The 25,657-nt window shown below is 68.1% G+C and carries 20 protein-coding genes and 1 pseudogene; 9 read left to right on the plus strand and 12 right to left on the minus strand.

What is annotated here, in order from left to right:
• Window positions 1-178 precede the first annotated feature (178 nt).
• Window positions 179-1,054 carry a LysR family transcriptional regulator gene (locus tag AC07F3_RS41455; protein WP_479120242.1) on the plus strand — a complete coding sequence of 292 codons (876 nt, stop codon included), beginning with the start codon at window positions 179-181 and terminating at the stop codon, window positions 1,052-1,054.
• Between the two features lie 163 nt (window positions 1,055-1,217).
• Here AC07F3_RS41455 and dctA read toward each other — a convergent pair whose 3' ends face one another.
• From dctA to AC07F3_RS41480, 5 genes are all read right to left on the minus strand, one after another.
• A complete protein-coding gene (gene dctA / locus AC07F3_RS41460) occupies window positions 1,218-2,567 on the minus strand; it encodes a C4-dicarboxylate transporter DctA (RefSeq protein WP_479120243.1) in 1,350 nt (449 codons plus the stop codon).
• Window positions 2,568-2,730: 163 nt separating this feature from the next.
• The gene (locus tag AC07F3_RS41465) at window positions 2,731-3,789 is read right to left on the minus strand and encodes a tartrate dehydrogenase (RefSeq protein ID WP_479120244.1); all 1,059 of its coding nucleotides are present in this window, start codon (window positions 3,787-3,789) and stop codon (window positions 2,731-2,733) included.
• 70 nt (window positions 3,790-3,859) lie between these two features.
• Window positions 3,860-4,747 carry a LysR family transcriptional regulator gene (locus AC07F3_RS41470; protein WP_479120245.1) on the minus strand — a complete coding sequence of 296 codons (888 nt, stop codon included), beginning with the start codon at window positions 4,745-4,747 and terminating at the stop codon, window positions 3,860-3,862.
• A gap of 472 nt (window positions 4,748-5,219) precedes the next feature.
• The gene (locus AC07F3_RS41475; RefSeq protein WP_479120247.1) at window positions 5,220-5,765 is read right to left on the minus strand and encodes a GNAT family N-acetyltransferase; all 546 of its coding nucleotides are present in this window, start codon (window positions 5,763-5,765) and stop codon (window positions 5,220-5,222) included.
• A gap of 300 nt (window positions 5,766-6,065) precedes the next feature.
• Window positions 6,066-6,557: a hypothetical protein gene (locus AC07F3_RS41480; protein ID WP_479120248.1), complete on the minus strand. Its 492-nt coding sequence runs from the start codon at window positions 6,555-6,557 to the stop codon at window positions 6,066-6,068.
• Between the two features lie 90 nt (window positions 6,558-6,647).
• Between AC07F3_RS41480 and AC07F3_RS41485 the strand changes: the two genes are divergently transcribed.
• Complete coding sequence (locus AC07F3_RS41485) at window positions 6,648-7,004, plus strand: MerR family transcriptional regulator (RefSeq protein ID WP_479120250.1); 357 nt, start codon at window positions 6,648-6,650, stop codon at window positions 7,002-7,004.
• A 469-nt stretch (window positions 7,005-7,473) separates the two neighbouring features.
• Here AC07F3_RS41485 and AC07F3_RS41490 read toward each other — a convergent pair whose 3' ends face one another.
• The 3 genes from AC07F3_RS41490 to AC07F3_RS41500 all read right to left on the minus strand — a co-directional run bounded on the left by AC07F3_RS41490 (window position 7,474) and on the right by AC07F3_RS41500 (window position 11,378).
• The gene (locus AC07F3_RS41490) at window positions 7,474-9,084 is read right to left on the minus strand and encodes an aldo/keto reductase (protein WP_479120251.1); all 1,611 of its coding nucleotides are present in this window, start codon (window positions 9,082-9,084) and stop codon (window positions 7,474-7,476) included.
• Window positions 9,085-9,597: 513 nt separating this feature from the next.
• Entirely contained in the window at window positions 9,598-10,335 is a 738-nt protein-coding gene (locus tag AC07F3_RS41495; RefSeq protein WP_479120252.1) for a barstar family protein, read from the minus strand.
• Between the two features lie 638 nt (window positions 10,336-10,973).
• Window positions 10,974-11,378, minus strand: coding sequence for an aggregation-promoting factor C-terminal-like domain-containing protein (locus tag AC07F3_RS41500; protein ID WP_479120253.1), 405 nt, complete (start codon window positions 11,376-11,378; stop codon window positions 10,974-10,976).
• A gap of 932 nt (window positions 11,379-12,310) precedes the next feature.
• Between AC07F3_RS41500 and AC07F3_RS41505 the strand changes: the two genes are divergently transcribed.
• The 5 genes from AC07F3_RS41505 to AC07F3_RS41525 all read left to right on the plus strand — a co-directional run bounded on the left by AC07F3_RS41505 (window position 12,311) and on the right by AC07F3_RS41525 (window position 18,563).
• Window positions 12,311-12,727: a DUF3592 domain-containing protein gene (locus tag AC07F3_RS41505; RefSeq protein ID WP_479120254.1), complete on the plus strand. Its 417-nt coding sequence runs from the start codon at window positions 12,311-12,313 to the stop codon at window positions 12,725-12,727.
• A gap of 134 nt (window positions 12,728-12,861) precedes the next feature.
• Window positions 12,862-13,938 carry a hypothetical protein gene (locus AC07F3_RS41510; RefSeq protein ID WP_479120256.1) on the plus strand — a complete coding sequence of 359 codons (1,077 nt, stop codon included), beginning with the start codon at window positions 12,862-12,864 and terminating at the stop codon, window positions 13,936-13,938.
• A gap of 482 nt (window positions 13,939-14,420) precedes the next feature.
• Window positions 14,421-15,296 (plus strand): glycosyltransferase family 2 protein, encoded by an 876-nt coding sequence (locus AC07F3_RS41515; RefSeq protein ID WP_479120267.1) that lies wholly within the window; start codon window positions 14,421-14,423, stop codon window positions 15,294-15,296.
• Window positions 15,297-15,736: 440 nt separating this feature from the next.
• Window positions 15,737-16,360, plus strand: coding sequence for an RICIN domain-containing protein (locus AC07F3_RS41520; protein WP_479120257.1), 624 nt, complete (start codon window positions 15,737-15,739; stop codon window positions 16,358-16,360).
• Window positions 16,361-17,084: 724 nt separating this feature from the next.
• On the plus strand, window positions 17,085-18,563 hold the full coding sequence (locus tag AC07F3_RS41525; protein WP_479120259.1) for an MFS transporter: 1,479 nt from the start codon (window positions 17,085-17,087) through the stop codon (window positions 18,561-18,563).
• Between the two features lie 127 nt (window positions 18,564-18,690).
• On the opposite strand, the gene AC07F3_RS41530 is transcribed toward AC07F3_RS41525, so the two are convergent.
• Together AC07F3_RS41530 and AC07F3_RS41535 are read right to left on the minus strand one after the other, a co-directional pair.
• Window positions 18,691-19,248: a GNAT family N-acetyltransferase gene (locus AC07F3_RS41530; RefSeq protein ID WP_479120260.1), complete on the minus strand. Its 558-nt coding sequence runs from the start codon at window positions 19,246-19,248 to the stop codon at window positions 18,691-18,693.
• Window positions 19,249-19,342: 94 nt separating this feature from the next.
• Complete coding sequence (locus tag AC07F3_RS41535; RefSeq protein WP_479120262.1) at window positions 19,343-19,915, minus strand: TetR/AcrR family transcriptional regulator; 573 nt, start codon at window positions 19,913-19,915, stop codon at window positions 19,343-19,345.
• A gap of 64 nt (window positions 19,916-19,979) precedes the next feature.
• Between AC07F3_RS41535 and AC07F3_RS41540 the strand changes: the two genes are divergently transcribed.
• Window positions 19,980-20,954: an SDR family NAD(P)-dependent oxidoreductase gene (locus AC07F3_RS41540; protein WP_479120263.1), complete on the plus strand. Its 975-nt coding sequence runs from the start codon at window positions 19,980-19,982 to the stop codon at window positions 20,952-20,954.
• A gap of 240 nt (window positions 20,955-21,194) precedes the next feature.
• Here AC07F3_RS41540 and AC07F3_RS41545 read toward each other — a convergent pair.
• Together AC07F3_RS41545 and AC07F3_RS41550 are read right to left on the minus strand one after the other, a co-directional pair.
• Window positions 21,195-21,620 (minus strand): annotated as a pseudogene (locus AC07F3_RS41545) (RICIN domain-containing protein); the annotation flags it as partial.
• A gap of 15 nt (window positions 21,621-21,635) precedes the next feature.
• Entirely contained in the window at window positions 21,636-21,845 is a 210-nt protein-coding gene (locus AC07F3_RS41550) for a hypothetical protein (RefSeq protein ID WP_479120265.1), read from the minus strand.
• Window positions 21,846-23,138: 1,293 nt separating this feature from the next.
• Here AC07F3_RS41550 and AC07F3_RS41555 point away from each other — a divergent pair.
• Window positions 23,139-25,451: an ATP-binding protein gene (locus tag AC07F3_RS41555; RefSeq protein WP_479120266.1), complete on the plus strand. Its 2,313-nt coding sequence runs from the start codon at window positions 23,139-23,141 to the stop codon at window positions 25,449-25,451.
• The last annotated feature ends 206 nt before the right edge of the window (window positions 25,452-25,657 follow it).

A 25,657-nucleotide genomic window follows, 5' to 3' on the forward strand; every position in this document is an offset into this window, starting at 1 on the left:
CCTCCAGTACCGGCCCGGCATCCTCGACGGCTTCGTCACCGGAACCGGCCTCACCCTCCACACCCCAACATCACCCTGACAAGCCGAAGTCAGTACCAACCCGTGCGCCCTGTCCAAGACCCGTTTCGCATGCCGCCATGTCGCAGGCGTATGACGGCGCGCGACGTATCCTGGGCGAATGGACCTCGATCTGCGGCTCGTGCGCTATTTCACGGTCGTCGCGGAGTACGGCAACTTCGGCCGGGCGGCCGCCACACTGCACCTCGCGCAGCCGTCACTGAGCCGCCAGATCCAACGGTTGGAATCCCAGCTCGGTGTCCGGCTGTTCGACCGCTCACCGCACGGCAGCAGCCTCACCGACGCCGGCCGGGCATTCCTCGCCCGGGCGCGGATACTGCTCCGCGAGGCCGAGCAAGCCGCTCGTGCTGCCAGAGCTGCGGTCCAGCCCCATGCCGTCACGGTCGGCTGTGCCGAAGGACTGGTCATCACCGCCTGCGTGCAGGAGCTGAGGCGGCGCCATCCCGACAGCCAGGTCCGCGCCCGCCACCTCGACTGGCGGGACACGCGCGCCCTGGCCGAGGGGCGCATCGACGCTCTCATCGCGTACAGGCCTCTGCCCTTTCCCACGGACGGCTTGCGGGTGACCAAGCTCCATGAGGAATCGCGGATGCTCGTCGTGTCGGCGAATCATCACCTCGCCCACGAGAAGGTCGTCAGCCTGCGAGCTCTGGCGGACGAGGAACTGGTGGCCTGCGTCAGCACGGCGGTCGTGTGGAGCACACCCAAGCCAGTGGGTGACCATGTGGTGCCGTCCGCGCCCGCGCACGACGACAGCTACGAGGACAAGCTGGAGCTCATCGCCACAGGTCATTGTGTCGCGATCGTCCCAGCCAGTGATCGTCGCGCCGCCGTACGTGAGGACATTTCCCTGGTGCCCATTACCGACATCGATCCCTGCGAGGTCGTGCTCGTCACGCGCACCGGCGACTCCAACCCGCTGCTCGGATCCCTCGAAGACGCCGCGCGAACGCTGCTCGGCCGCACCCCGGCCTGACCACAGAGACAGGGCCCCAGCAAGGGGGCCATTCCAGGACCGCCACCGAGCTCGGTGCCCGGCCATAGGCGGCCGGGCACCGAGTTGGCGTACGCATCCGGCGTACGCACTGCCCCGGGCCTGGCGCGACGGGTGACCTGGGACGCTGGAGGGGCGGGTCAGGCTAGGGCAGTTGAGCCGGGAAACCCACATCGTGGTCCGGCGCCGGTCGGGGTGTGCGGCTGTGCAGGACATCGTTGACGTGTGTGGTGTCGAGGGCGTTTTCCCAGCGGGCGACGACGAGGGTGGCGACGCTGTTGCCGGCGAGGTTGGTCAGGGCGCGGCACTCGGACATGAACTTGTCGATGCCGAAGATGAGCATGATGCCGGCGGCCGGGACGGTGCCCACGGTGGAGAGTGTGGCGGCCAGGGCGATGAAGCCGGCGCCCGTGACGCCTCCGGATCCTTTCGAGGTGAGAATCATGACGCCCAGCAGGCCGAGTTGCTGGCCGATGCTCAAGGGTGTGTCGGTTGCCTGGGCGATGTAGAGGGCGGCCAGCGAGAGGTAGATGGAGCTGCCGTCGAGGTTGAACGAGTAGCCGGTGGGGATGGTCAGCCCGACGATGTCGCGGCGTATGCCGAGTCCTTCGAGTTTCATCATCAGCCGGGGCAGGGCGCTTTCGGAGGAAGAGGTGCCCAGGACGAGGACGAACTCCTCCCGCAGGTAGCGCAGGAGCCGGAAGATGTTGACCTGGAGAGCGGCGGTGACGGCTCCGAGGACGACGATGACGAAGAACAGGGATGTGCCGTAGGTCAGCGCGATGAGTCTGCCGAGGCTGGTGAGTGTGGAGATGCCGTACTTGCCGATGGTGAAGGCCATGGCGCCGAAGGCGCCCACCGGGGCGGCCAGCATGACGTAATGCAGGATCTTGAAGACAACGGTGGTGAGCCGGTGCACTCCGTCGACGAGCGGCTGACCGGTGGGTCCTACGGCCTTCAGCGCGATACCGAAGTGCACGGAGAAGAAGATGACTTGGAGGATGTTGCCGGCGGCGAAGGCGCCGACGGCGCTGGTGGGTACGAGGTCGGTTAGGAAGTGCCACCAGCCCTGGCTCTCCCCTTCCTTCACGTACTGTCCGGCGTCTCCCGTCAGGTGAAGATCCGCGGGGTGGGCGTGCACACCCGCCCCGGGCTGGAAGACGTTCACGGCGATCAGGCCCACGAGCAGCGCGGCAAGGGTTCCCGCCTGAAAGTAGAGCAGGGATTTGAGCCCCACTCGGCCCACGCGACCGAGGCTGTCGACGCTGCCGATGCCTCCGACGATGGTGAGGAAGACGATCGGAGTGATGAGCATCTTGATCGCCGCGATGAAGGTGGTACCGACGGGTCCCATCGCGGTGCCGGCCGAGGGCCAGAGCCAGCCGGTGAGGATGCCGGTGACGATGGCGGTCAGGACCCAGAAGTAGAGCTGTCGGTACCAGGGCTTTCTGACGGTTTCGGCCGGGGCAGGGGCTGTGGACACGGGTGCTGCCATGACGTTTCTCCTCATTGAGGAACGGGCGCAGGCGGGTCGCGGAACGGGCCTCCGAAGGAAGCACCTGTGGGGCAACACGGCTTGGACGAGGGAGGCGCGGCGTGCCGGCGTGGCTGCGCGCGGCATCGTCCAGGCCGCCCGCCACCGACGCGGGGCGGCTGGTTCAGAGGAGTCCGAGCAGAGTGTCGGTGAATTCGGCGGTGGAGGCTGCGCCGCCGAGGTCGCGGGTGCGGACGTCGGTCTTCGCCAGGACCTGCGCGATGGCATCGGTGACGTCGTTGGCGGCGGCCGGATGGCCGAGGTGGTCGAGCATCATGGCGGCCGACCAGATCGCGCCGAGTGGGTTGGCGATGCCCTGCCCGGCGATGTCGGGCGCGGAGCCGTGCACCGGCTCGAACATCGAGGGGAACTCCCGCTCGGGGTTGAGGTTGGCCGCCGGAGCGATGCCGATGGATCCGGCGACCGCGGCCGCGAGATCGCTGAGGATGTCACCGAAGAGGTTGGAGGCAACCACGACGTCGAAGCGGCCGGGTTCGAGGACGAACTTCGCCGCGAGTGCGTCGATGTGCTCCTGGTCCCAGGTGACCTGCGGGAAGCAGGCGGCCCGCTCGGCCACGAGCTGGTCCCAGAACGGCATGGTGTGCACGATGCCGTTGGACTTCGTCGCGGAGGTCAGCCTGCCGCCGCGCCGCGCCGCGAGCTCGAAGGCGTAGTCCAGCACGCGGGTGACACCGGCCCGCGTGAACACCGCCTCCTGGACGGCCATCTCGTCCGCGAAGCCCCTGTTGAGCCGTCCGCCGACCTCGCTGTACTCGCCTTCCACGTTCTCCCGCACGACGACGAAGTCGACGTCACCGGCCCGGGCGCCGCGCACCGGGCTGTCAATGCCGTCGAAGACGCGGATGGGCCGCAGGTTCACGTACTGGCGGAAGCTGCGCCGGATCGGGATCAGCAGGCCCCACAGCGACACGTGGTCGGGCACCCCCGGATGTCCGACGGCACCCAGCAGGATCGCGTCCTTGTCGCGGAGCTGGTCGATGCCGTCGGCGGGCATCATCGAGCCTTCACGCAGGTACCGCTTGCAGGACCAGTCCTCGTACGAGGTGTAGGTCAGGCTGAAGCCGTGGCGGCGGCCCAGGACGTCGAGGACCTGCTGGGCGCAGGGCAGCACCTCGGCGCCGATGCCGTCGCCGGGGATGAGGGCTATGCGATGCGTCGTCATGCCGTCGATTCCACCAACGGGCAGCTAAGGGCGTCCAAGACGCAAACCGGATGTGCCTTATAAGCACCGCCTATCCATCGGCGGCAGGAGACGTCGCGCTCGCCCAGAACGCTGCGGCACCCGGGGACAGGACACCACGCCGACTGACGAGACAGATCCGCAGCGCCGTCGCGGGCTCGATGTCCACCACGTCGGCCCCCGTCTGCCGGGCGATGCCACGCCAGGACTCGGTCACGACCGCGAGTCCCACCCCGGCCAGCACCAGCGGCAGCAGCGCCACCCGGTGCTCGGTCTCGACCGCCACGGTGAAGTCGATGCCCCGGTCCCGCAGCGCGTCGACGTACGCGCGCATCCCCGTCCCCGGCTGGCCCACGATCAGCCGCTGGCCTGCCAACTCCTCGCACTGCACGGTCTTCCGGCCGGCGAAGGGTCCCCCGGGTGGGACGACCAGCACGAATCGCTGCTCCCCCAGTACGTGCGAGCGGACCTCCTTGTCCGGAACGCTGCCGACTGACGCCAACAGGCCCAGCTCCACCGCTCCCGTCCGCACGGCGTCGATGACCCCGCGGGCGGTGAAGGCCGCTGCGATCGCCACCGCCACACCCGGGTACCGCTCGGTGTAGGAACGGATCAGCGTGGTCAGCGGTTCGACCGCCTGGGACGGCATCGCCGCGATGTCCAGCCGTCCCGAGCTCAGCTCGCGCACGGATGCCACACTCGCGCGGGCTGTCTCCAGGCTTCGCACGGCCTCACGGGCGGGGTCGATCAACGCCCGGCCCGCCTCCGTCAGCACCACCCGACGGCCGATCCGATGGAACAACTCCGCACCCAGGTCACGTTCGAGAGACCGGACGGCCTGGGACAGCGACGGCTGCGACACGTAGAGCGCGGATGCGGCCCGGTTGAACCCGCCACGGTCGACGACCGCCAGGAAGTACTCCAACTGCCGGACGTCCACTGCCTCTCCTCCGCTCCCCACCCTGCGACTTCCTGATCCCCGGCGCGTGGGCAGCCTCTCCCGCTGAGTTGTCGCCGGAGTCAGCTGCTCGAGCCCGAGCGAGCCGGAGGTGATGTCGACGGTGAGCGTACGCCGTTCGGACAGGCGGCAGGCCGACTGCGGACGGGCAATACGGTCAGCAACAGCCGCGGCGACCTCGTTGCGGAGTGGCCGGGGAACGGCATCGAAATGGGATCAAGACGTGAAGTATGGCTGGCCATGGTCCGCATGGTCCGGAGCCACGACCGCCGGCTTTCCAGTCCCCCGGTCACCGTGGTCACCGGCTTCGCCGAGCAGCTGTTCTGGGCGCCCTACCGCTTGGACCTGCGGGCGCTCGGTCAGGAACTGTCCGGTGCCGCCTTCCTCCACACACGCTGCCCGGCCCCGTCGTGGCCGCTGGCCGACGGACCTCAATATCTCCATCCGGAGGCTTTCAGCGAAGCTCGCCCGCCAGCAGCCCCATCGTGAACACGTCGTACCACCTGCCGTCACGGCGGAAGACCTGCCGAAGACGGCCCTCCTCAACGAAGCCGACCTTCTCGTAGACCTTGCGCGCGGCATGGTTCTCGGTGACCACGGTCAGGGATAATTTGTGGAGGCGCATGTCCTCAAAGCCGTAGCGACAGATCGTCCGTACCGCATCGGTGGCATATCCGCGGCCCCAATACGCCTTCTCGCCCACGTAGATGTCGAGCTTCGCGATGCCCTTTTCCGGCTCGGCGTCGTGCAGCGTGATCAGGCCGATGAGCTGCCCATCACCCAGCGCTTCAATGCCAAGGAGCAAGTCGCCGTAAGCATTGCGCGGACGCTCCTCCAGCCACTTGCGGACGCGCTCCACCGGCTGGGCATAGGTGTCGTTCATCCACCGCATGACCTGAGGGTCGTGATTCCAGCGCCACAGTGCGTCGGCGTCCGCAGGACCCATCGCCCGCAGTTTCACCAGTTCTCCAAGCGCCATGCTCACCGATTCCTTGTTCATCTCGTGATCACCTACGAATCACGAAGTGGTACCACGGTCGGGATCACCGGCTCAATCGGTTTCCGCGGTGAGGCGCCTGGACCTCATGCGGTGCTGTGCCTCTGGGCCTCGGGATGCCCGGCCTCGTCTCAACTGGGCTGGTCCGCCCTTGAGACGATGACCGGACGCGGCCCCGCCTCCACCTCCACCTCTCCACGAGGCCGACCTCCACCAACTCGCCATGCGGACAGTGCGCCTTTTCCAACCTGGTGCGCTGGCAGGGCAGTTGCTTCTGACGGAGTGACGAGGTCACTGGGGTTTTCAGCCAAGAGACTCGTCTGGGCATTGCCGGCCCGCGTCGCCGAGCGGTTGTCCGGCAGAGGGGGCCATAAGGTCGGTGCGTCGAGCCCGCCACCACGGCACAAGCTGGACGACGCCGAACGCCACCTCGGCAACGAAGAACAGCCACAGCCAGCGCGGGGCACCGTGTGCCAGCGCATACGCCTGCCACGCGGCGAAAAGCGTGCGTGCGATGCCGTCGAACAGTCCGTGCACGGGCAGCAGGTTGATGATCCGGAGCAGCGCCCAGACGACCACCACTGAACCCATCAGATTCGCGTAAAGGATCTCTATCGGGTCGAGGGCAGGCAGGGCGCCCAGCCCGAGCGCGTCACCGATCTTCGACAGCGCGTCGTGCACCAGGGCGTAGGTCCATGGCGTGGCGAAACCGGCTGTGACCACGAGGTCGTACCAAGCGCTTGTGCGTACGACGCGAAGATAGGCGGGGTGGGAAGGGGCGAAAAGACGGAACAAGGCGAGGCTCCTGCTGGTCTCCTGTACGGACGCCACGACGGTAAACAGTGGAGTACTGTCCAAGGTCAAGTCCGCAGTTCAGGGAGAGCCATGCGTATCGGGGAGCTGGCCGCGCAAGCGGGACTGACCAGGGACACCATCCGCTTCTACGAGAAGATCGGTCTCGTCACGGGGCAGCGTCTGGCCAACGGTTATCGCGACTTCCCGCCGGAAGCAGTGCCCTGGCTGCAGTACGTCCGCACCGCACAGACGCTCGGCTTCTCGCTGGCCGAGATCGCACAGACCGGCGAGGAACTGCGGAACGCGCCCGACACCGCCGAGGCGTTGTCCGCGCTGTTCAAGGACAAGATCAAGGTTATCGATGCGCGTATGGCGCAGCTTGCCGCCCTGCGGGCCGAGCTCGACGCACGTGTCGGCACCGGATGCCCGCTGCGGGCGGCTGGCTGAGCCGGGTGAGCGTCCCCAACTGGCCTCGACCTCTCTCAAGGGATTTTTGCCAACCTGATCGCGCTGTAGGCGAGTTGGCTAGCTGTACACAGCGACGAAGCTCCTGGTAGTTGGGGTCACGACCAACATCACCCATGCTGGCCAGGAGCTCCGTTTGCTTGCCTACCCGTTGTCGATCGATCGGTCCAGCCGCGCCCGGCGCTACCTGAGTGAGCAACTGCGGGCTCGGCGACACAGGGCCGGGACGCGGTGGCGGCGGCTGGCGACTTCTCCGCACGCTTCGCTGCTCGACGACCTGGATCACGAGCCTTTCGCGCGCGCAGCCAGCGCAATTGGCGTTGGGTGGGGCAGCGGTCCCCGACCGTCCGGGCGGCGGGGCCCGCAGCGTGGGGCCGCGGTCGGTCGCGTGCCGAAGTGGTCCGCGCTCGGAAGCGACGGACCGCTCAGCGGCAGCCGGAGTCGGCCGGTGTCACTGCTGGACGATCTCGTCCGCGCCGAACCGCAGGGCAAGGTCCCAGGTGTCCGCGTCGCTGAACAGGAGCTGTACCAGTTGGATGGACCACTTCCAGTCGCAGTTCTTCACGCCGAAGAGTGCGCCCAGCGCGTCCCGCAGGGGCATTCCGATGTAGCGGCGCTTCAGTCCGACCCGGGACGGGACCCGCACCGAAGAGAGATCCTCGGCCGTGACGTGGCGCTCGTCCACCAGCCACTTCTCGATGAACGCCTGGTTCACCGGCTGGCCCTGCTCCTTCGCCGCGTCCACGATGGACTGGCGGAAGGCGTCGGCGGTGCCTCCGTCGCAGAGACCGACCAGCCATTCGCTCAGCTCGGGGCGCAGCGCGAACGACGTGTCGTTCGTCTGGCCGGAGCTCTGCTGCTTGCGCCACTGGTCGATCTTGCCCATGGCGTCGTACTGCTCGTCCCCCGTGAAGTCCGCGTGGTCGGGGCCGCCACCGAAGTTCTCCAGGTTGGCCGCCTGGGTACCGGACGACCCACTGCTGCTGATCATGGTGGCGTTGGACGTGCCGTCCGCCCGGTGGAACGTGCCCGCCATGGTGTAGATGAGACCGTTCAGGTCGTCGGGCGAAGACAGATCGAGGTCCATCTGCCGGGCCGTCCTGATGACGTCGTAGTAGTACAGGTGCGCGCCAGACTTCTTGATCGCCTGCTCGACGTTCTCGCTGAGCAGCACGCTCTCCACGGAGTTCTCCACGACGTCGACCCCGCCGATCTTGCCGAGCTCGCCCAGCAGATCCGTGTGGTTCTCACCAACGTTCCCCAGCCCGACCTGACCTGTGATGTGCTCGCTCTTCAGCTCGTTGAGGACCTGCCAGGCCTGCGCGAGCTCACCCCTGTCGACGTCCAGGTTATGGATCACCAGGGAGTCGAGCCGACCGCCGAACAGCGCGGCGACGTGTTTCAGCCGACCGCGCAGCTCGGCGGCCGGCTCGCCCGACCGGACGTCGAACTTGTAGAGGATCTCGTACTCCTCACGGGGCCGACCGCGGAGCACCTCTGCGACGGTGTCGATGTTCCGGTAGCTCTCCGCCGTGTCGAAGCGCCGGTATCCGGCTTCAACGGCGGAAGTCAACTGCTCCTTGCTGCGCCCGTCGACTCCGAAGACGAGCCATGGCTTGGCGACTTCGCCGTCGGTTCCCTCGGCGGGCATCCGCGCCACCACGGGCGAACCGTGCTGGGCTCGCACTCCGTCGGGAACCGTGGCGCGCTGAACCGGCGCCTCCCCGGACATCGCCCGCCGCGCGTTTGCTTCGGCCTCGCGCTCGAACCGGTCCGCCGGGTCCGAGACGCTCAGTCCGTCCCCGCGATCGGTGCCGGAGACCGGGCCCTGGCGCTGCTGGATCACATGCGTCAACTCATGGGCGAGCGTGTGCTGGTCGGCTCCGCCGTCGCCGATGACTACGTGGTCACCACTCGTGTAGGCGCGGGCGCCAACCTCGGCCGCGGATGCCTTGGCGTCGGAATCGTCGTGGATGCGCACAGCGGAGAAGTCGGCGCCGAGCCGGGCCTCCATGTCCGTGCGCGTGACGTCGTCCAGCGGGCGGCCTGGTGCGCGCAACACGTCGGGGACGGCGGACCGCTGCACAGTCTCCGCTGCCCGAGAGCCACTCTGCCGATGGGCGCCGCAGCCCGCGGTGTGCTGATGCTGGCCCTGGGTCCAGGCATGTCCGGACCGGCGGAGCATCTGGAGGACAGCCGCGTTGCCAGCGGTGCTCTGGAGGGCCAGCAGGCCGGTGGATGCGCCGTCTTCCCGGGCCGAGTTCCTCACAGCGGCCCTGCGGGGCTCATTGCTCTTGGAGGCCTCGGCCTTTTCGTTGGCGTACATCAAGTCCTCTCAGCTGGCTGCGGCGGCACCGCGAGCGGCATGGAGCACTGTGCCGGGCCGGACGCCGCGTTGGGCAGTGTCTCCGAGTCGGCTTCTTCATCAGCGGTCCATGATTCCGCAGCAGTTGACGGGCGTCAGGGCTTTCACCCTATAGGGGGCTGTTCGATCTGCCATGCAGGTGCGGAAGTTATGCCCTTTCGGCCCCGCGTAAGCGGACCCTGCGCACCAAGGCGATCCATGTGGCTGGCGTCATTCGTCCTCCGGCCGGTCGCCACGCAGGTGCTCGGAGCGGGACTGGAGGATGTCCAGGGCCTCGTGGATCGAGCAGCTGAAGCGGTCTCGGAACAGCTGGATGGCCTTGACGTTCATGCCGTTGAGGATCTCCTCGTCTGCGAAGGCGAGCGGGCCTGCTGTCCAGGGGGCGGACGCGGGGTCTCCGCCTGGCCAGTCGCCGTCGGTCAGGGTGGCGAGCAGACGGCCGTCCGCGAGCGCCACCGCCACGTCCATGCCGCGGGCCGCCGTCTCCGTGAAGGCAGCAGGTGCGGTTTGGTCCAGTACGAAGACGAAGTGCTGAGCCATACGCTGCCGCCACTCGTCGAGCTCGCCGTCACTGTCCAGGCGCAGGTTGGAGTTCCAGGCTGCCTGGGCGAGCACCGATACGAACACCCCGAGGAAGTCCGCCTTCAGCAGGCCGTCCGCGTGCTCGATCAGAATCGCGAGGCCCTGGCTTCCGTGGCCGGGACCGTGCCAGTCGTGGAGGCACTCCACGAGCGCGTCCCAGTTGTGACCGAAGTGGCCGAGGAACGACAGCTCCCGGGCGAAGGTGCGGCAGACGGACGCCGGGTCACGCATTTCCCGACCGTCCAGCCGCAGGACCAGACCATTCCGCTGCACGAGAGCGGCCGTTTCCGTCGTCAGCCAGGGGTCGGCCGGGGAGGTGAACACGACCCATGGGGAGCGGCGTTCCGTCAGAGTGGGTCTGGTCATCACGGGTGGAACTCTCGCACGGCATGCGCTCGGGAACCCGAGCGCATGCCGAGATCCGCCGACTGACCGTCGATCCGGTCCGCTGGCCTTCCGGCCGGGTGCTCCACCCCGGAAGCAGTCCCGCGCAGCAGACGCAGCGCCGTCCCATCCCAAGCCACCTCCTGTGCCGGGTACGGAAGTTGGCGGTAGCCAGGACACCCCGGAGCCTGGCGCTGTCCCAGAACACCGTCGAGCCGACGGTGTCAGGACATCCGGTAGCCCAGCGGGCGGATTCCCTGAGAAGTGCCCCGGCCCCCGGGATCCGGACGCTCCTCCCCAAGCAGCCGGGCATGGAGGGCATCGACGCGCGCCCGCCCGGCCCTCGGGGCGTCCTGGTCCGGGTACGGGCCGACCGGATCAACCCGAGCGAGGCCGAGATCCACACCGGGCCCCGCACGAGCGGTTCAGACGCCCCTCCAATGGGAGGACTGTGTCGACGACGTCCGGCAGGCGATTCCCGGGGCAGGCGTCCGAGCTGGTCACCGGGCGCTTGCGCCGGGTGATGTCAGGGACGTCGAGCCAGGGGTGGGGAACGCCGATATGCCCGCCGCTTCAGCGACGGGCATATCGGATGTGTTCTGGGTGAGTCAGCTGGTGACTCAGTACCAGTGGTGGGCCTGCCAGAAGTTCCAGGCGCCGACCGGGCTGCCATAGCGGGAGTTCATGTAGTCGAGACCCCACTTGATCTGCGTGGCCGGGTTGGTCTTCCAGTCCGCACCGGCGGACGCCATCTTCGACGCGGGCAGGGCCTGGACCAGACCGTACGCGCCGGAGGAGGCGTTCGTGGCGGTGTGGTTCCAGCCGCTCTCCTGGGTAACGATCTTGCTGAAGGCCTCGAACTGCGCCGGGTCCTTGATCATCTGCTGAGCGATCGCCTTGGCATTCGCCGGGGCCGCCTGGGCGGGAACCGTGGCGAACAGGGAACCGGCGGCGCCGAGGGCGACGACGGCACCCGCGAGGGTCTTCTTGGAGGTGGCAATGCGGCGGATGACTGCGTTGGACACGAAGAGGCCTTCCGAAGGGAACAAGGACGGTCGCGGCATGCCGGGGCATGCGTGAGCCACTCACACGAGGGGGAGGGGTTCGTCCGCGGCGGGTGGGAGCACCCGTGCCGCCTGGCGACTCATCCAGTTCTACCGACCGCCGCAGGGCCTGGCAATGCCCCCCTTCTCCTAACGGGCTTCGCAGCAGCCGGCACGGCCCCCTCGCACGCGCCCCCATATACGCAAGGCCTGCCCGGGCGACGAGGCGCTGCCAGGGCCACTAGGCCCGCTCGTATGTGACCTAGGTCCTGTGGGCCGCCTCACGACGGATATGCCTGATTATTACCCATTGTGACCACTTCACCCCTTTGGTGATTAGGGCAGCGGCCTCGACAGACCGTCCAATCGAAGGAACCCGCGCGCCCGGAGCGGCCGATCCAGAGGCCCGCCGACCACCCATCCCCCAGCCCGAGGCCCACCTCCGCCCGGACCAGTCCCCGGCGACGCCGTCGAACGGCTCGGATGCCCAGACCAGCTCGCTCGCGCTCCCAGGGCTATCGCGACGCCAGTGGGTCGCGGCCCTTGGGAGCGGGCTCGGCGTGAAGGGCAGGGTTCCGGGAACTCACGGTGCGGGGGTTTGCCTGCGACCACCGCTGAAGAACGATCGCCGCGTCAAGGAGGCCGGGCGTGGTGCCTTCGGGGCGTGGTGGCTCGACGGGCTTCTGGGGGGGGAAGTCGGCGCCTTCGGCGGGTAGTCCGGGAGGTGACCGTCCTCGGCGTCATGCGGCGGCGGTACGGCCACAACTGCCGCCCCAGGAGCGGACGTTCAAGACCTGGACCCTTTGAGGGGCGTCGTAGACCCGGGACGTGGGCTCTACGGCAACGCAGACCAACGATGCCTCGACCGGCCGTCCTTTTCCGGCAGGCAGCGCGTGTGCTCCTATCCTGCCGGGATGACGATACTTTGGGTGGGGCTCGGCATCCTGGCAGCCTTTGGCACCCTCTGCTTCTTCCTGACGTGCCAGCTGATCGGGCGCCTGCGCACGATCGCGAGCGGCATTGCCGTGGAAGGCCGCTGCGTACGCCGGTACTCAAGCGAGGGCAATGAGGGCGACACCCTCTGGCATCACGTCCATGGCTTCACCACGCTCGACGGTCAGTACCTCGAGTTCGAGGAGGACGCGATGCTGCTCGCGCAGGGCGACGCCGTGACCGTCCGGTACCGGACACACGACCCGGCTCGGACCGCGACCATCATGGGACGGGGAGGACACTGGTCGCCGCTGTTCGGCAGCCTCTTCGGCATCCTGATCTCCGGCGGATTCACCCTCCTGGGCGCCCTGTTCGTCTTCCTCGGTGTCCGTCAGTAGAACGCCTGCGGTCCGAGGTCACCTGGGACACCGCGGCGTTCTCCACCGTGAAGTGGCTGACCTGTGGGGCTGGCACAGCCCTTGATCGTGTCATGGAGTACCCGGGTGTCTGTAAGGAAGGGGTGGGTGGGGCCGTGAGCGAGCGGGTGGATGTGGATGCGCTGGTGGCGGTTCTCGATGTGCTGCCGTCGGCCGAGGGGGGCTGGAACGACGAGCTCTGGGACCTGTACGAGGCGTACGGGGAGGGCCGGGCGGGGCGGCGGCCGATGCCGGAGCTGGATGCCGGGCTGACGGCCCGGTTCGAGGCGCAGTGGCGTCGTCAGGAACTGTCGGTGAGGGTTCATGGGCTGCTGGGGAGCCTGCGGGAGCGGGCCAGGGGGTGTGGGCTTGGCGCGCCTGGTGAGGTGGCTGCTGTGGCGGTGCGGCTGGTGCGGGCTGGGGTGGGGACGCATGAGGCGGTGAATCTGCTGTACGACCTGGGAGTCCCGCACGGTGAGCAGGCGTTGCGTGATCTGCTCGCGGAGCGGGCGCTGGGTGAGGGCGATGTGCTCTGGGCGCGTGAGCGGTTGTTCGCGTTGCGGCGGGGTGGCTATCGTGCGCGCGGTGAGCGGGCGCCGGTGGGCGAGGAGCATCTGTTTCCGGCCGGGGTGTGTGATCTGCCGGTGGGGATGGGGGGTGATGTGGGCGTGCCGCTTGATTCCGCGTTGGCCAGGGCGGCGCTGGAGGCGTTGTTGCCGTCGGCGCCGCTCGCTGTGGCGGAGCCTCCACCCGAGTGGGGGGCGGGCTGGGACGATGTCGATGAGGAGGGTGAGCGGCGTCCGGACTGGCTTGAAGTGCGGTTGTTGGTACGGGAGTTGATGCCGGATCCGTGGCGGGTGACGCGGGAGCGGATGGCGAAGGCGGAGCGTGAGTGCGCTCTGCTCGGGCTCGACGGGGGTGCGGGGGACTTCGCTGATCTGTGGACTGTCCGTCGTGCGGGCTGGCTGGTGGGTGACATCTTCGAGGCGTTGGGCCGCGGCCCGGATACGGCCTCGCTGGCGCCCTGGGCAATGGAGTTGGCGGGTCAGTACGCGCGGCGCGGGTTGGCGGTCGAAGCAGCGCGGGCCTTTTTGGAGCGGACCGGCCAGGACGTGCCCTACAGCCGGGAGGTGCTGGCTGGTCTGTCCCAGGGCGCGGGCTGTCAGCCACCGTCCACGACGACCTGGACCTGAACCCCGATCCGCCCCCGCCTCTCCCCCGCGCCCGCCTCCGCCTCAATCACATACCGGGCACGGACACGGACCGCACTGAGAGGGCCCGGTCCCATCGTGCGGACGGCCAGGAGCCGCAGGATCGGCTTACCCGGGGGTGTCAGGGCATCACCCCCACGGACAGACTCGTCTTCGTCGCGACGTCGGCGGTGTCGTGCCCGTACACGGATCTGCTGCGGCTCTGCGCTGCTTGCGAAGCTGGACGCGGCGGTGGAACGGTCGAACCGCTGCCGAGCCGGCCGTATCTGTCGATGGCGAAGCCGGGACTGGCGGGCAACGCCCGTGCCGATCTGGACGAGGTCGCCTCAACGCTGGGCGGACGGACCGAGGTCGTCGAACAGGTGGATGGTGGGCACAGCCACGGTTCCTTCTCGGTGAAGGACAGGCGCTTGGGGCCGCTAGCATCGCAGGGCCAGGGCCTGCTAAAGGAAGCGGAGTTGGGCGTGGAACGACCGCGCGTCGGTGTAGCCGTGCTGACCATGGGCAATCGTCCCGCTGAGCTGCGGGCCCTGCTGGACTCGGTGGCCAAGCAGGACGAGAGGGCGGCCCGAATCGGCGTGGTCGGCAACGGCACGCCACTGCCCGACCGCCCCGACGAGGTGTGCGGGGTGGAGTTGCCGGAGAACCTGGGTGTGTCCGGGGGCCGCAACGTCGCCCTGGAGCGGCTACGCACATACGGTGACGTGGACGTCTTGGTGGACTTGGACGATGACGGACTCCTGGTCGACGCCGACGTGATCCGTCGCATCGCCGACCTGTACGCCGCCGATCCGACGCTGGGCATCGTGTCCTTCCGCATCGCCGACGCGCACGGCGAGACCCAGCGCCGCCACGTACCCCGGCTGCGTTCGACGGATCCGATGCGCCGCGGTGAAGTGACCACCTTCCTGGGCGGCGGGCACGCCCTGTCCATGACGATGCTGGAACGGATCGGCGGCTGGCCCGAAGAGTTCTTCTTCACTCACGAGGAAACCGATCTGGCCTGGCGCGCCCTCGACGACAACTGGAGGGTGCTCTACGAGCCCGCGCTACTGCTCCAGCACCCCAAGACCAGCCCGGCGCGGCACGCGGTCTACTACCGCATGACCGCCCGCAACCGGGTCTGGCTCGCCCGCCGCCACCTCCCCGCCCCGCTGTTCCCGGTCTACCTCGGCACCTGGACGCTGCTCACGCTGGCCCGCACCCGTTCCGTGGGCGGTCTGCGCGCCTGGGCCGCAGGATTCGTCGAGGGTGTGCGGGAACCGTGCGGGCCGCGGCGGCCTATGCGGTGGGCGACGGTATGGCGCATGACACGCCTGGGCCGTCCTCCGGTCATCTAGCCCTGCGCAGCGACCTGTTCACGTAGCCGACCCGGAACGGCCGTCGAAAAAGGCCACAGCCCCGCCGAGTTCAGCAGGCTCAAGAACGGCTATGTGCCTTGATCGTCTGCGGCTCCCCGTACCCGAACCGTAGCGGGGCACCAGGTGTGAGGTATCAGTCGTGCCCAGCACATGGGGTGGTCTGTGCCTCGCCAGACCTTCAAGCTGCCGTACCCCAACGACGGCTCGCGGGTGACCGGTCATGGAGACGTCGGCGCTGGAGGCAAAAACCAACCGGCCCGTGGGCAACCGGATCTGTCCGGGCTCGACCGAGAAGGTGGTCGAGTTTGGCACGGGGCTCCCAGACTGAGTCGCGGACAGCGGGAGGTCCACGACAGATCGGCCGACCGTCGGCCCATGCAAACCCCGCACAGACCCGTCGTGAAAGGAACCCAGGAACCGTGTTCATTCACAAGAAACTGGCTGCCACACTCGCGACCGCGGCTGCCGCCGTGGCAGTTGGTGCTCTGGCACCCGGCACCGTCCAGGCAGCCGAGCCGACCTTTCATCAGCTGAACTGGAGCAAGGGCCAGGCAGTGACCGCCGCCGGCTCGGCACGCGTGGCGAAGGGCATAACAGGAGCGCCGGCTGCTACCGGTGTGTACACCAGGATCTACAGTCTGTTCCGGACAACGCCGAACCAGTGCCTGGATGCTGACGCCACAGCCGGCGGCAACGGTACCCGGGTGCAGGCGTGGGGCTGCAACGGTTCAACGCAGCAGGAGTGGATCGTGTGGACCAACGGCAGCATCGAGAGTGTGCGCTTCCGTGGGATGTGCCTGGACGCCGACCTCAACGGCGGCGGCGCGAACGGTACTCGGGTTCAGCTGTGGCAGTGCAACGGCTCGACTCAGCAGCAGTGGTACCACCCCTCGGGGGACCTCGCGATCTACAACGTCCGCTTCAATAACAGCAACAACACCGTCCTGGACCGCGACGCCACCAACACCGGCAACGGCGCCCGGGCGCAATTGTGGGCCAAGAACTTCCAGTCCCAGCAGTGGTGGGACGTCCGGACCGCGTAACCCCTCCAGCGCCGAGCACCATGAGCGGCACAACCGCGCCCCACTCCCGGCCCGCGGCATGGGCCGGGGGGCGGGGCGTCGTGGAGTTGGCTCAGCGTCCGCTGTCGTGCAGCGCGAGGAGAGGCTCTACCCGCCCCTCGTGATCATCCTGAAGTCCTTGATGTCTCAGGGCCACTCGTGTGAGAGCTTCGGACAAGATCCAGTCACCATTCTTCTAGCGTGCCCAGTGGTAGGACAGCAGCTTGCGGAGCGCCGGAGCCCACCCCCGGACGGCCTGCTGTTCGGTCGCCCCCTCCCCGTGAGCGCGCTGTGCGGCTGACACCCTCGGGCGTGGCGCAGCGCACGCGCGCAGTAGCTGCTGCGCCTGCCGGTCCGGGGCGGGCGCGCCCGCGGTTATTTCATGTGCGTCGGGGCCCAGGGATGTCGTACCGTGAAGGGGTTCCTGTGCCGGGATGTCGGTCGCGGGGACCCGATTTCCTGTTCCTGCTGTGGCGATCTTGAGGTGACGTCCTATTAATCAGGCCATGTAGTCGTCCGTGTTCCCCACGTGCTGAGTCGTCGCACGTGTCCGGGGGCGGACGTCGCGCTGGCCTGAGTTGCGTCACCCCCCCGTTTTCTGCTTCTCCCGGGTGCAGCTCTGCCGTCTGCCCCGGGTTTTGTGTTTTCCGGCCTCGGTGCGGCTCCCGGCAGGGCTCCCCAATTCCTTTGGATCAGGAGTTCCGTCGTGTCTTCCTCCGCGCTCGACAACGAGCCGCAGCACACCACCAACCCCCCAGAGCACGCAGCCCCTCCCCACCCGAAAATGGCCTTGGCAGCCCGGATCGCGCTCCTGGTGCTGCTGGTCGCCGAACTCATGGACATTCTCGACCAGTCGGTCGTGCTGACCGCCCTGCCCGCGATCCAGGAGTCGACGGCCGCCGGGCCGACCGCCGTGCAGTGGCTGACCACCGGCTATTCCCTGCCCGTCGCGATCGGGTTGATCACTGGCGGACGCCTCGGCGACCTCTACGGCCGGCGCAGGATTCTCCTCATCGGCACCGTGGTGTTCACCACGGCCTCCCTGCTGTGCGGACTCGCCAACGGCCCCGGCGTCCTGATCGGTGCCCGGGGGCTCCAGGGCGTGGGGGTGGCCCTGATGATCCCGCAGGTACTCGCCACCCTCCATGTCACCTTCGAAGGGCAGAACCGCAGCAGGGCCTTCGGGCTCTACGGAGCCGTCCTCTCCCTCGCCAACGTCCTGGGCCCGGTGCTGGGCGGTCTGCTCACCGAGGCTGACCTGTTCGGCCTGTCCTGGCGGCCGGTCTTCCTGGTCAACGTGCCCGTCGGCCTCGCAGTGATCCTCCTGGGGCGCCGGTTCATCACCGAGTCGACCGCGGGCAAGGCCAACCGGCTCGACCTGCCGGGCATGCTGCTGTCCGCCTTGGCCATCATCCTGATCATCTTCCCCCTCACCGAGGGCCCCGCCCACCGCTGGTCTCTGTGGTGCTTCGCCTTGCTCGCGGCAGGTCTCCTCGTGTTCGGCTTCTTCCTGCGCCACCAGCAGCGCAAGCAGGGCAACGCACCCCTTCTGCCCCTGTCCCTCTTCCGGGACAGGCAGTTCTCCGGCGGACTCTCCGCGCAGCTGGTGCACGGCCTGCTGTGCGGACTGTTCTTCATGACCTGGACCCTTTACCTCCAGCATGGACTGGGCATGAGCCCCTTCCACGCGGCCATCGCCTTCGTGCTGCTCTCCCTGGGAGAACTGGCCGGCGCGGCCATAGCGGCGAAGAGCAGTGGACGCTTCGCCCGCCGTCTCCCCCAAGCCGGAGCCCTCATCGCGTCCGCCGCGATGGCCGCCTACGGGCTCCAGGCCGACCGGGGCCAGGGAGACCTCGCGCTGGTGGCGATGACCGCTCCGGTAGTCCTCATCGGATTCGGCCTCGGCATGGTCAGCGGACCGCTCGCCGACATGTCGCTGGCCAGGGTGCCGCACGAGGACGCCGGGTCCGCCTCGGGCCTGTTCAACACCGCCATGCACCTGGGCATCGCTCTGGGCACCACCCTGACCGCGCTGGTGTTCTTCGCCACCACCGGCGGTTCACCCGAAGCCGGGCTCAACCGCGAAGCGTTCATCACCGTGCTGTGGTGGGTCGGCAGCCTCCTCGCCCTGATGTGGGCCTTGATGTTCTGCCTCCCCAAGCAGGCCACCGTCCAGGCAGACTGAGCCACCTCCAGGTCCCGGCCACGAGATCGGCCGGGACCTGGCGCCGCAGCCTTCCGTGTCTGCGCGCGGCGAACGTCTCGTGCGCTACCGATCGTCGAGCAGTCCCATCCGGGCTGCAGGTGAGAGGTCAGAGTTCGCCATACGGCCGGTCGACGCGGTAGAGGTAGTGGGTCCGGTCATCGATCGGGTTGTCCGGCTCCAGGTCTCCGACTCCGACGCGCGACAGCCCTGCCCGTTCGAGCGCCCGCCACGACGGGCGATTGGCCGCTGCCACCGGAACGAGAACACACGGGGCGGCCGGGTGATCGGCCCAGGTTCGGACGACGACGGAGTGGATCATCGCCGTCCCGATGCCCTGGCCGGTCCGGCGGGGATCGCCGATCAGGTAGTCGATGGTCATCGCGCCGTCCGGTACGGGGACGACGGCGGCCAGCTGGGCCAGGTACTCGGGGTAGTCGCACAGGCGTGAACGTTGTACGAGACCAACTGGATGGTCGCCGAGGAATGCGAGGAGGTCCTCCGAGGGCTCTTCGCCTCGGACGCCGGGACCGAAGTCGCGCGCCACCGCTTCCGCACTGGTCTCGTGGTTCCACCAACGCTCCACGTGGGGCTGCCGGAGCCACATCTGCAGCAGCGGAAAATCCTGCTCCTCAACCCGACGCCACGTGATCTCCGTGATCTCCATGAGACCCCTCCTCTTCCGCGGTTCCTCAAGGTCGTTGGCCTTGCGGGGGTGGAGGGAAGGCGCACTCCGGCCCTCTGCCCGGCTCGGGGTTATTTCAGCCCAGCAGGAGGTCGATGGCAACAGTCAGGCGTTTCAGGTAGAACTCCCGTGTTACGGCCTGATGCTTGAGGCCGATCGACGCGCTGATCAGTGTCTGTGCGACCGAGAGGGCCGCCTCCGGCCCTGATTCGATGGTGATCGCGTGTGTGATCAGTCCCTCGAAACGTCGCGGCGCGATGTCGACGATCTCCCCGAGGAGGTCGGGGTTGTCCTCGATCACCGCTGCGACATCGCGCGTCAACGGGCCGATGTAGCGGCCTGCCCAGTGGTCGAACGCTTCGACGAGGCGCTCCGGGAGCGGGCGGCCGGTGTCGGCCAGGACGTGCTCGGCCGCTGTGATGTCCCGCTCCAGGGCCTGGGTGACCGCGGCACGGAAGAGGGTCTCCTTCGAGGAAAAGAGGAAGTAGAGCCCGGGCCTGGAGATGTGTGCCGCTCGTGCCACCTCCTCCATCGAGGTCTTCCGGTAGCCGAATCGCGCGAAGGTGACCATGGCGGAGTCCAGAACCCTGGTACGACGGTCGCTTTCGTTGACTGTCGCCGACGAGTGGCCCGCCTCGGAAGTGCTCATGAGAGCGAGCATAGAAGCGCAAGCCGCACTATACAAATATCGATCAGTGCGTATAGTCGCCGCCATGACTCCCCGCCGCCTCATCTCCACGCCCTTCACCGCCGCCAGTACCGCGGAGGAGGTACTGGGGAACGCTGACCTGTCCGGCGTCCGCGCGATCGTAACGGGAGGTTCTTCCGGGATCGGGTTGGAGACCGCGCGTGTGCTGGCCGCTGCCGGGGCGGAGGTGACGCTCGCTGTCCGGAATACGACTGCGGGCGACGCCGCCGCTGAGGCGGTCGCGAAGTCGACCGGAGCGAACCGTCCCCGAGTCGTCCACCTCGACCTCGCCGACCTGATCTCCATCACCCGATTCGTCGACGCATGGCGCGGCCCGCTCCACCTTCTGATCAACAACGCGGGTGTGGTCACCGGCGGTCTCGAACGAACCATGCAGGGCTGGGAGTTGCAGTTCGCGACGAACCATCTGGGGCACTTCGCCCTGGCCACAGGTCTGCATGAGGCCCTGGCCCGGGGAGCGTGCGACCGCCGCGGAGCACGGATCGTCTCGGTCAGCTCGACGGCGCACATGCGTGCCGGCATCGACTTCGACGACCTCCACTTCGAGCGTCGCAGCTACGATCCGCAGATCGCCTACGCCCAGTCGAAGACGGCGAACTCCCTCTTCGCCGTCGAGGCGACCCGCCGCTGGGCCTCCGACGGCATCATCGCCAACGCGGTGAACCCCGGCGGCGTCGCGACAGGACTGCAACGCAACTTCACACCAGAACAGAAGGCGTCGCTCGATGCGGCCGAGGCCGCCGGGGTCTTCACATACAAAACGGTCGAGCAAGGAGCCGCCACCAGCATCGTCGCAGCCCTCGCCCCCGAGTTCGCGCACTCCGGGGGCCACTACTTGGACGACGCACAGGAGGCCTACACCGTCCCGAACGACGCCGACCTGGGGCAGCACCCGCACGGCGTCAAAGAATGGGCCCTCGATCCCGCCACCGCCCAGCGCCTCTGGACCGTCTCGACCGACCTGCTCCGAGCCACCTGACGATCGGCTCCTCCACCTCGCAACTGCGTCCCGAGGGCACGGGGACGCGCCCTTTCCCGCCCGAGCGTCCGGACCGGTTCACGTCCCAGGTATTCGGCGCGCGTGCCCCCATGGACCACAGACGGCCACCGCCTGTGGCGCCCCGGCCATCGCCGCACATCCGGCCCGGAGACGCGAAGTGGGCGCATGCGGATGCCGTGGTGCGGCAGTTGGTGCCGCACCACGGTCGAACATGTCCGTTTACGGGATCGTCCAGTGGTGGTCGTCGTTGTCGCTGCAGTAGTACAGCGTGAGCCGGGCGTTGTCGCCACCGGTGCGTACGCCGTCGACGTCGAGGCACAGGCCGCTGGCGAGGTTGACGAGCCAGAAGCTTCCGTCGGAACGGGGCACCTGACCGTAGATCTGGTTGTCGCCGGTCGTCTCGTTGCAGTAGTACTCACTGACCTTGGTACCGGCGCTCACGCTGCCGTAGTTCGGCACGTCGAGGCACAGGTTGTCCTTGACGTTGCGGAGACTGTAGAGGGGGTAGTCGTTGGCGCTCTGACCGAGGTAATCCCAGTAGAACAGCTGGTTGTCGCCGGATGTCCCGTTGCACGTGTACTCGTTGACGGGCCCGTTGACCGTCCCTGCGCCGTAGCCGGGAATGTCGATGCACTTGCCGGTGACGACGTTCTTGACGAGTTAGGGCCCGTAGGTAGTGGCGGCGGGAGTGACGTGCTGGGCTGCCCGGGGCAACGTGGTCGTCGTGGAGGGGGACGCGACGCGCAACGGGTTCGCGCCCGGGGCCGCCGGAGTCGCGGTGGCCGCTTGCGCCGGGGCAGCGGCGAACGCGAGCGCGGACAGGGCCGCACCGGCGCTGAGCATGCCGACGATCCGTCTGATGGGTTTCATGGACCATCCTTGTATGGGGTTGAGGATCTGGTGCTGGGCGGTGCGACGGTGAGGCCATCGCGGACTGTCCGCCTGCTCGTTATCGCGATCTGGGGCAGGCGGTGTGTCCATCTCCGGTCACCTGGCGCAGGACTGGAGCCGAGCGACTCTTGCAGTGAGAAGCCGCGGCGGTCATGGCCTGTTGTCCGGTGCAACCCTGACAACATCTGGCCTTGGTCTCGACGGCGCCGAGGAGGAGGGGTTCGGTTGGTCTTTCGCGGCCTGAACTTGCGGGAAGGAAGGCCGACTTCGTGATTCTGCTGCGATCCGGGCAGGTCAGTTCGGGGCAAGGTGCCGTGCGAGGGGGAGCACCGTGGCGTCGAGGAAGGTGGTCGACTCCGGGTGCTCATCGTGAACAGCGACTGTGCGGGCTTCCGGCGCATGCTTGCGGCTCGGTCTCCGTCGGAGCGCCACCCGTGCGCACGGCAGCCCCTACGACCGCCTGATCGCCCGGCTGAAGCTTGACGTAGCCGTCGAGTTGCGGAAGGCGGCCAATTACGGGAGACGGTCTCGCGGACGACGTTCTGGACGTCTCTCCGACCGCCCCCAGGGGCTGAGGGTCGTATAACCGATGATTCCCGCAGCGCAGAAGTTGCCGTTGTTACGGGTGATTGCCGTGAGCCTGTTGGTTGGGCAGTTCACCCTGCTGATCGTGCGCGACGAGGCCACTACATCCACGCCGGTGAAGACGCGCCCCGCGGGCACGGGTTAGCGAAGCGAACGCGTCGCGAAGAAGCTAGATCATTCACTCCCCCCTGGTCCTTCTTCTGGATCGGCCCCCGTGCCGTGAAGCTCCATGGCATGGCCGCCGAGTACCCTCGTGCACTGCGAGAAAGAGCTTTGCCAGAGCGTCCGTTCCGGACATCCCAACGGACCGCTCAACTGCGCGGCAGCACCCGGTACGGTCAATTCCCCTTGGCCGGACGGCCTTTGAACAGCGACCCGGACCCTTACGGTCGCGTCTTCGTCCCCCATTGCTCGCCTGTTGCCATACCTGTCCCACCCGAATCCGTCCGGAGTTAAAATTCCTCCTTTACCCTTCGGGGTGATGCACCGGGCAGAGCCAAGACCCGGCAAAGCTATGCTCCACCCGCTTCTTTCGTCCGAGATTGAGTCTGCAGACGCCGACCTACCCATGACAATGTTCTCGGTCAGATCCGGACGGATCCGGTTGCCCCGACGGGCAACGCGTCTCACAGGGGGAGCCGCAGCATGGAGCCATTAGGCCCGAGACCGGAAGAACCGGCACCGAGCGTGGGTGATTACATTCGCGACCTGCGGGCGCTCAAGGCAAGGGCGGGCCAGCCGTCCCTGCAGGAGTTGCAACGCCGGAGCGGTATCGCACGCAGCACGCTGTCGGACGCGCTCAGCCCTCGGCGCCGTGAGCTCCCGCGGCTGGAGGTCTGCCTCGCCCTGGTACGTGCGTGCGGTGTCAGGGCGCAGGAAGAGGCGCGGTGGCGGGAGCGGTGGCAGCAGATCGCCGAGGCCCGCGACGCGGGGCGCTCGATCCCAGGAGCCGGCGAAGCGGCCCCCGCTGTCCGGACGGGAGCGACACCACGGCAACTCCCCTACGCGGTGCGTCATTTCACCGGTCGGGCGCGCGAACTCAAGCGGCTGGACGAGCTGATGGCCGATCGGCGGGCGGGCTGCGGTGCGGTCGTCATCTCGGCGATCGCGGGCACCGCGGGAGTGGGCAAAACCACCTTGGCCCTGCACTTCGCGCACCAGGTGGCCGACCGCTTTCCCGACGGTCAGCTCTTCGCCAACCTGCGCGGCTTCGACCCCGCGGCAGACCCCGTCGACGCTGCCGACGTCGCGCGCGGCTTTCTGGACGCCCTCGGCGTCCCGGGCCACCGCATCCCCGCCGACCCCGAGGGACAACTCGCGGTCTACCGCAGCCGACTCGCCGGAACCCGCACTCTGATCGTGTTGGACAACGCCCGTGAGGTGGAGCAGGTACGCCCGCTCCTGCCGGGTTCGAACCGCTGCCTGGTGCTCGTGACCAGCAGGAACCGGCTCTCCGGCCTGATCGCCCTGGACGGCGCCGTCCCCCTGCCACTCGATGTGCTCTCCCACGAGGAGGCACACGAACTGCTTCTGCACCGGCTCGGCGCCGAGTCCGTGCTGAACCACCCCGAAGCCGCCTACGAGCTGATCGAGCTGTGCGCCCGGCTGCCGCTCGCCCTCAACGTCGCGGCCGCACGCGCGGCCGACCGTCCCGACGTCCCGTTGGACACATGGGCGGGCGAGTTGCGCGACACCCGCGCGCGCCTGGATCTCCTCGCGGCCGACGACGGCTACGCCGACGTGCGGGCCGTACTCTCCTGGTCGTACCGCGCCCTACCCCCGCAGAGCGCACGGCTGTTCCGACTGCTCGGCCTGCACCCCGGTCCGGACATCACTGCCGCCGCGGCTGCGAGCCTCGCCGGTCTGCCACGGGCGAGAACCAAGGTCCTGCTGGACGAACTCCACCGCGCGCATCTGGTCACCAGGCAGGGAGGCGCACGGTACACCTTCCATGATCTGCTGCGCGCCTACGCGATCGAGCTGGTCGAGGGGCACGACTGTGCCGAGCGGGCGGAGTCGACCCTGCGGATGTTCGACCACTACCTCCACTCCTCGTACCGCGCGGGTACTCTCGCCTACGCGGACGAGGCCTCCTGGCCTCCGCTCGATCTCGCGGAGCCGGCCGCCGGTGTCACCCCGGAAGATCTGTCCAGTCGGCAACAGGCTTTGGCGTGGTACGAGGACGAGCGAACCGTACTCGTTCACATGGCCGCCCGCGCCCTGCACGACGGATTCCCCGACCACGCCTGGCAGCTCGCGGGATCACAGGTCTCGTACCTGCTCAAGTCGGGGCTGTGGCAGCAGTGGCAGCAGGTCGGCGACATCGCTCTGGCCGCCGCCCAACAAACCGGGGATCCCGGTCGGCAGGCTCACGCCCACCGTTGGCTCGGCCAAGTCCACCGCTCCCAAGGACGACAGATCGAAGCCCACGCCCAACTGCGCCGCGCCTTCGAGCTCTTCGGCCAGGTCGGCGACCGCACCCGCCAGGGCAGGACTCAGATCGACATCGCCATCGCGTACGGCGAGCAACACGACCACGCCATGGCCATCGCCGAGGCCCGGTCGGCGCTGGAGCTGTTCGAGGCCGTCGACGACCCCACCGGACAAGCCACCGCGCTCAACAGCATCGGCTGGTACCTGGCTCTGCGCGGCGAACCAGCCGATGCACTCCCGTACTGTCGCAGGGCCCTGGAACTCGCCCGCGCCCACGGAAACCTGCCCGCCCAGTCGTCCACCCTGGACAGCATCGGCTTCATCCACCACCAACTGGGCGAGTACGAAAAGGCCCTTCCCGCCTACCAGGAGTCCCTCGACCTGCGGCAGTCGATCGGCGACTACTTCCTCCAGGCCGAGATCCACACCCACATCGGAGACACCCACTTCGCGCTCGGCGACAGTCAGGCCGCCCGCGCCTCCTGGACGGCAAGCCTCGCCATCCTCGACGACCTCCAGCACCGCGACGCCGAAGCGGTCCGCACACGCTTGGACAAGCACCCGTAAGGGCCCGATAGGGGTTGGTCATACCGACATGCCGGACCTCATCCGGTTCGAGCGCTTCAGGCTGGTGTCTGTGCTGTCTCGGGGCATTTCGACCTGGTGGCAAGGACACACATACTGACTTCGGCTCGTCAGGGTGATCTTTGCTGAAGTTCCTGATGAGGCTGGGGTGTTGGCGGTAGTCCGTGGTGTGTGAGATACGCGGATGG

This window comes from Streptomyces sp. NPDC045846 (assembly GCF_056431605.1).

Excerpts from the sequence above, each read along its gene's own strand:
- AC07F3_RS41455 (WP_479120242.1), top strand. The coding sequence starts at position 179 with ATGGACCTCGATCTGCGGCTCGTGCGCTATTTCACGGTCGTCGCGGAG.
- AC07F3_RS41535 (WP_479120262.1), bottom strand. The coding sequence starts at position 19,915 with ATGAGCACTTCCGAGGCGGGCCACTCGTCGGCGACAGTCAACGAAAGC.
- AC07F3_RS41550 (WP_479120265.1), bottom strand. The coding sequence starts at position 21,845 with ATGAAACCCATCAGACGGATCGTCGGCATGCTCAGCGCCGGTGCGGCC.
- AC07F3_RS41485 (WP_479120250.1), top strand. The coding sequence starts at position 6,648 with ATGCGTATCGGGGAGCTGGCCGCGCAAGCGGGACTGACCAGGGACACC.
- AC07F3_RS41475 (WP_479120247.1), bottom strand. The coding sequence starts at position 5,765 with ATGAACAAGGAATCGGTGAGCATGGCGCTTGGAGAACTGGTGAAACTG.
- AC07F3_RS41530 (WP_479120260.1), bottom strand. The coding sequence starts at position 19,248 with ATGGAGATCACGGAGATCACGTGGCGTCGGGTTGAGGAGCAGGATTTT.
- AC07F3_RS41505 (WP_479120254.1), top strand. The coding sequence starts at position 12,311 with ATGACGATACTTTGGGTGGGGCTCGGCATCCTGGCAGCCTTTGGCACC.
- AC07F3_RS41465 (WP_479120244.1), bottom strand. The coding sequence starts at position 3,789 with ATGACGACGCATCGCATAGCCCTCATCCCCGGCGACGGCATCGGCGCC.
- dctA (WP_479120243.1), bottom strand. The coding sequence starts at position 2,567 with ATGGCAGCACCCGTGTCCACAGCCCCTGCCCCGGCCGAAACCGTCAGA.
- AC07F3_RS41495 (WP_479120252.1), bottom strand. The coding sequence starts at position 10,335 with ATGACCAGACCCACTCTGACGGAACGCCGCTCCCCATGGGTCGTGTTC.
- AC07F3_RS41540 (WP_479120263.1), top strand. The coding sequence starts at position 19,980 with ATGACTCCCCGCCGCCTCATCTCCACGCCCTTCACCGCCGCCAGTACC.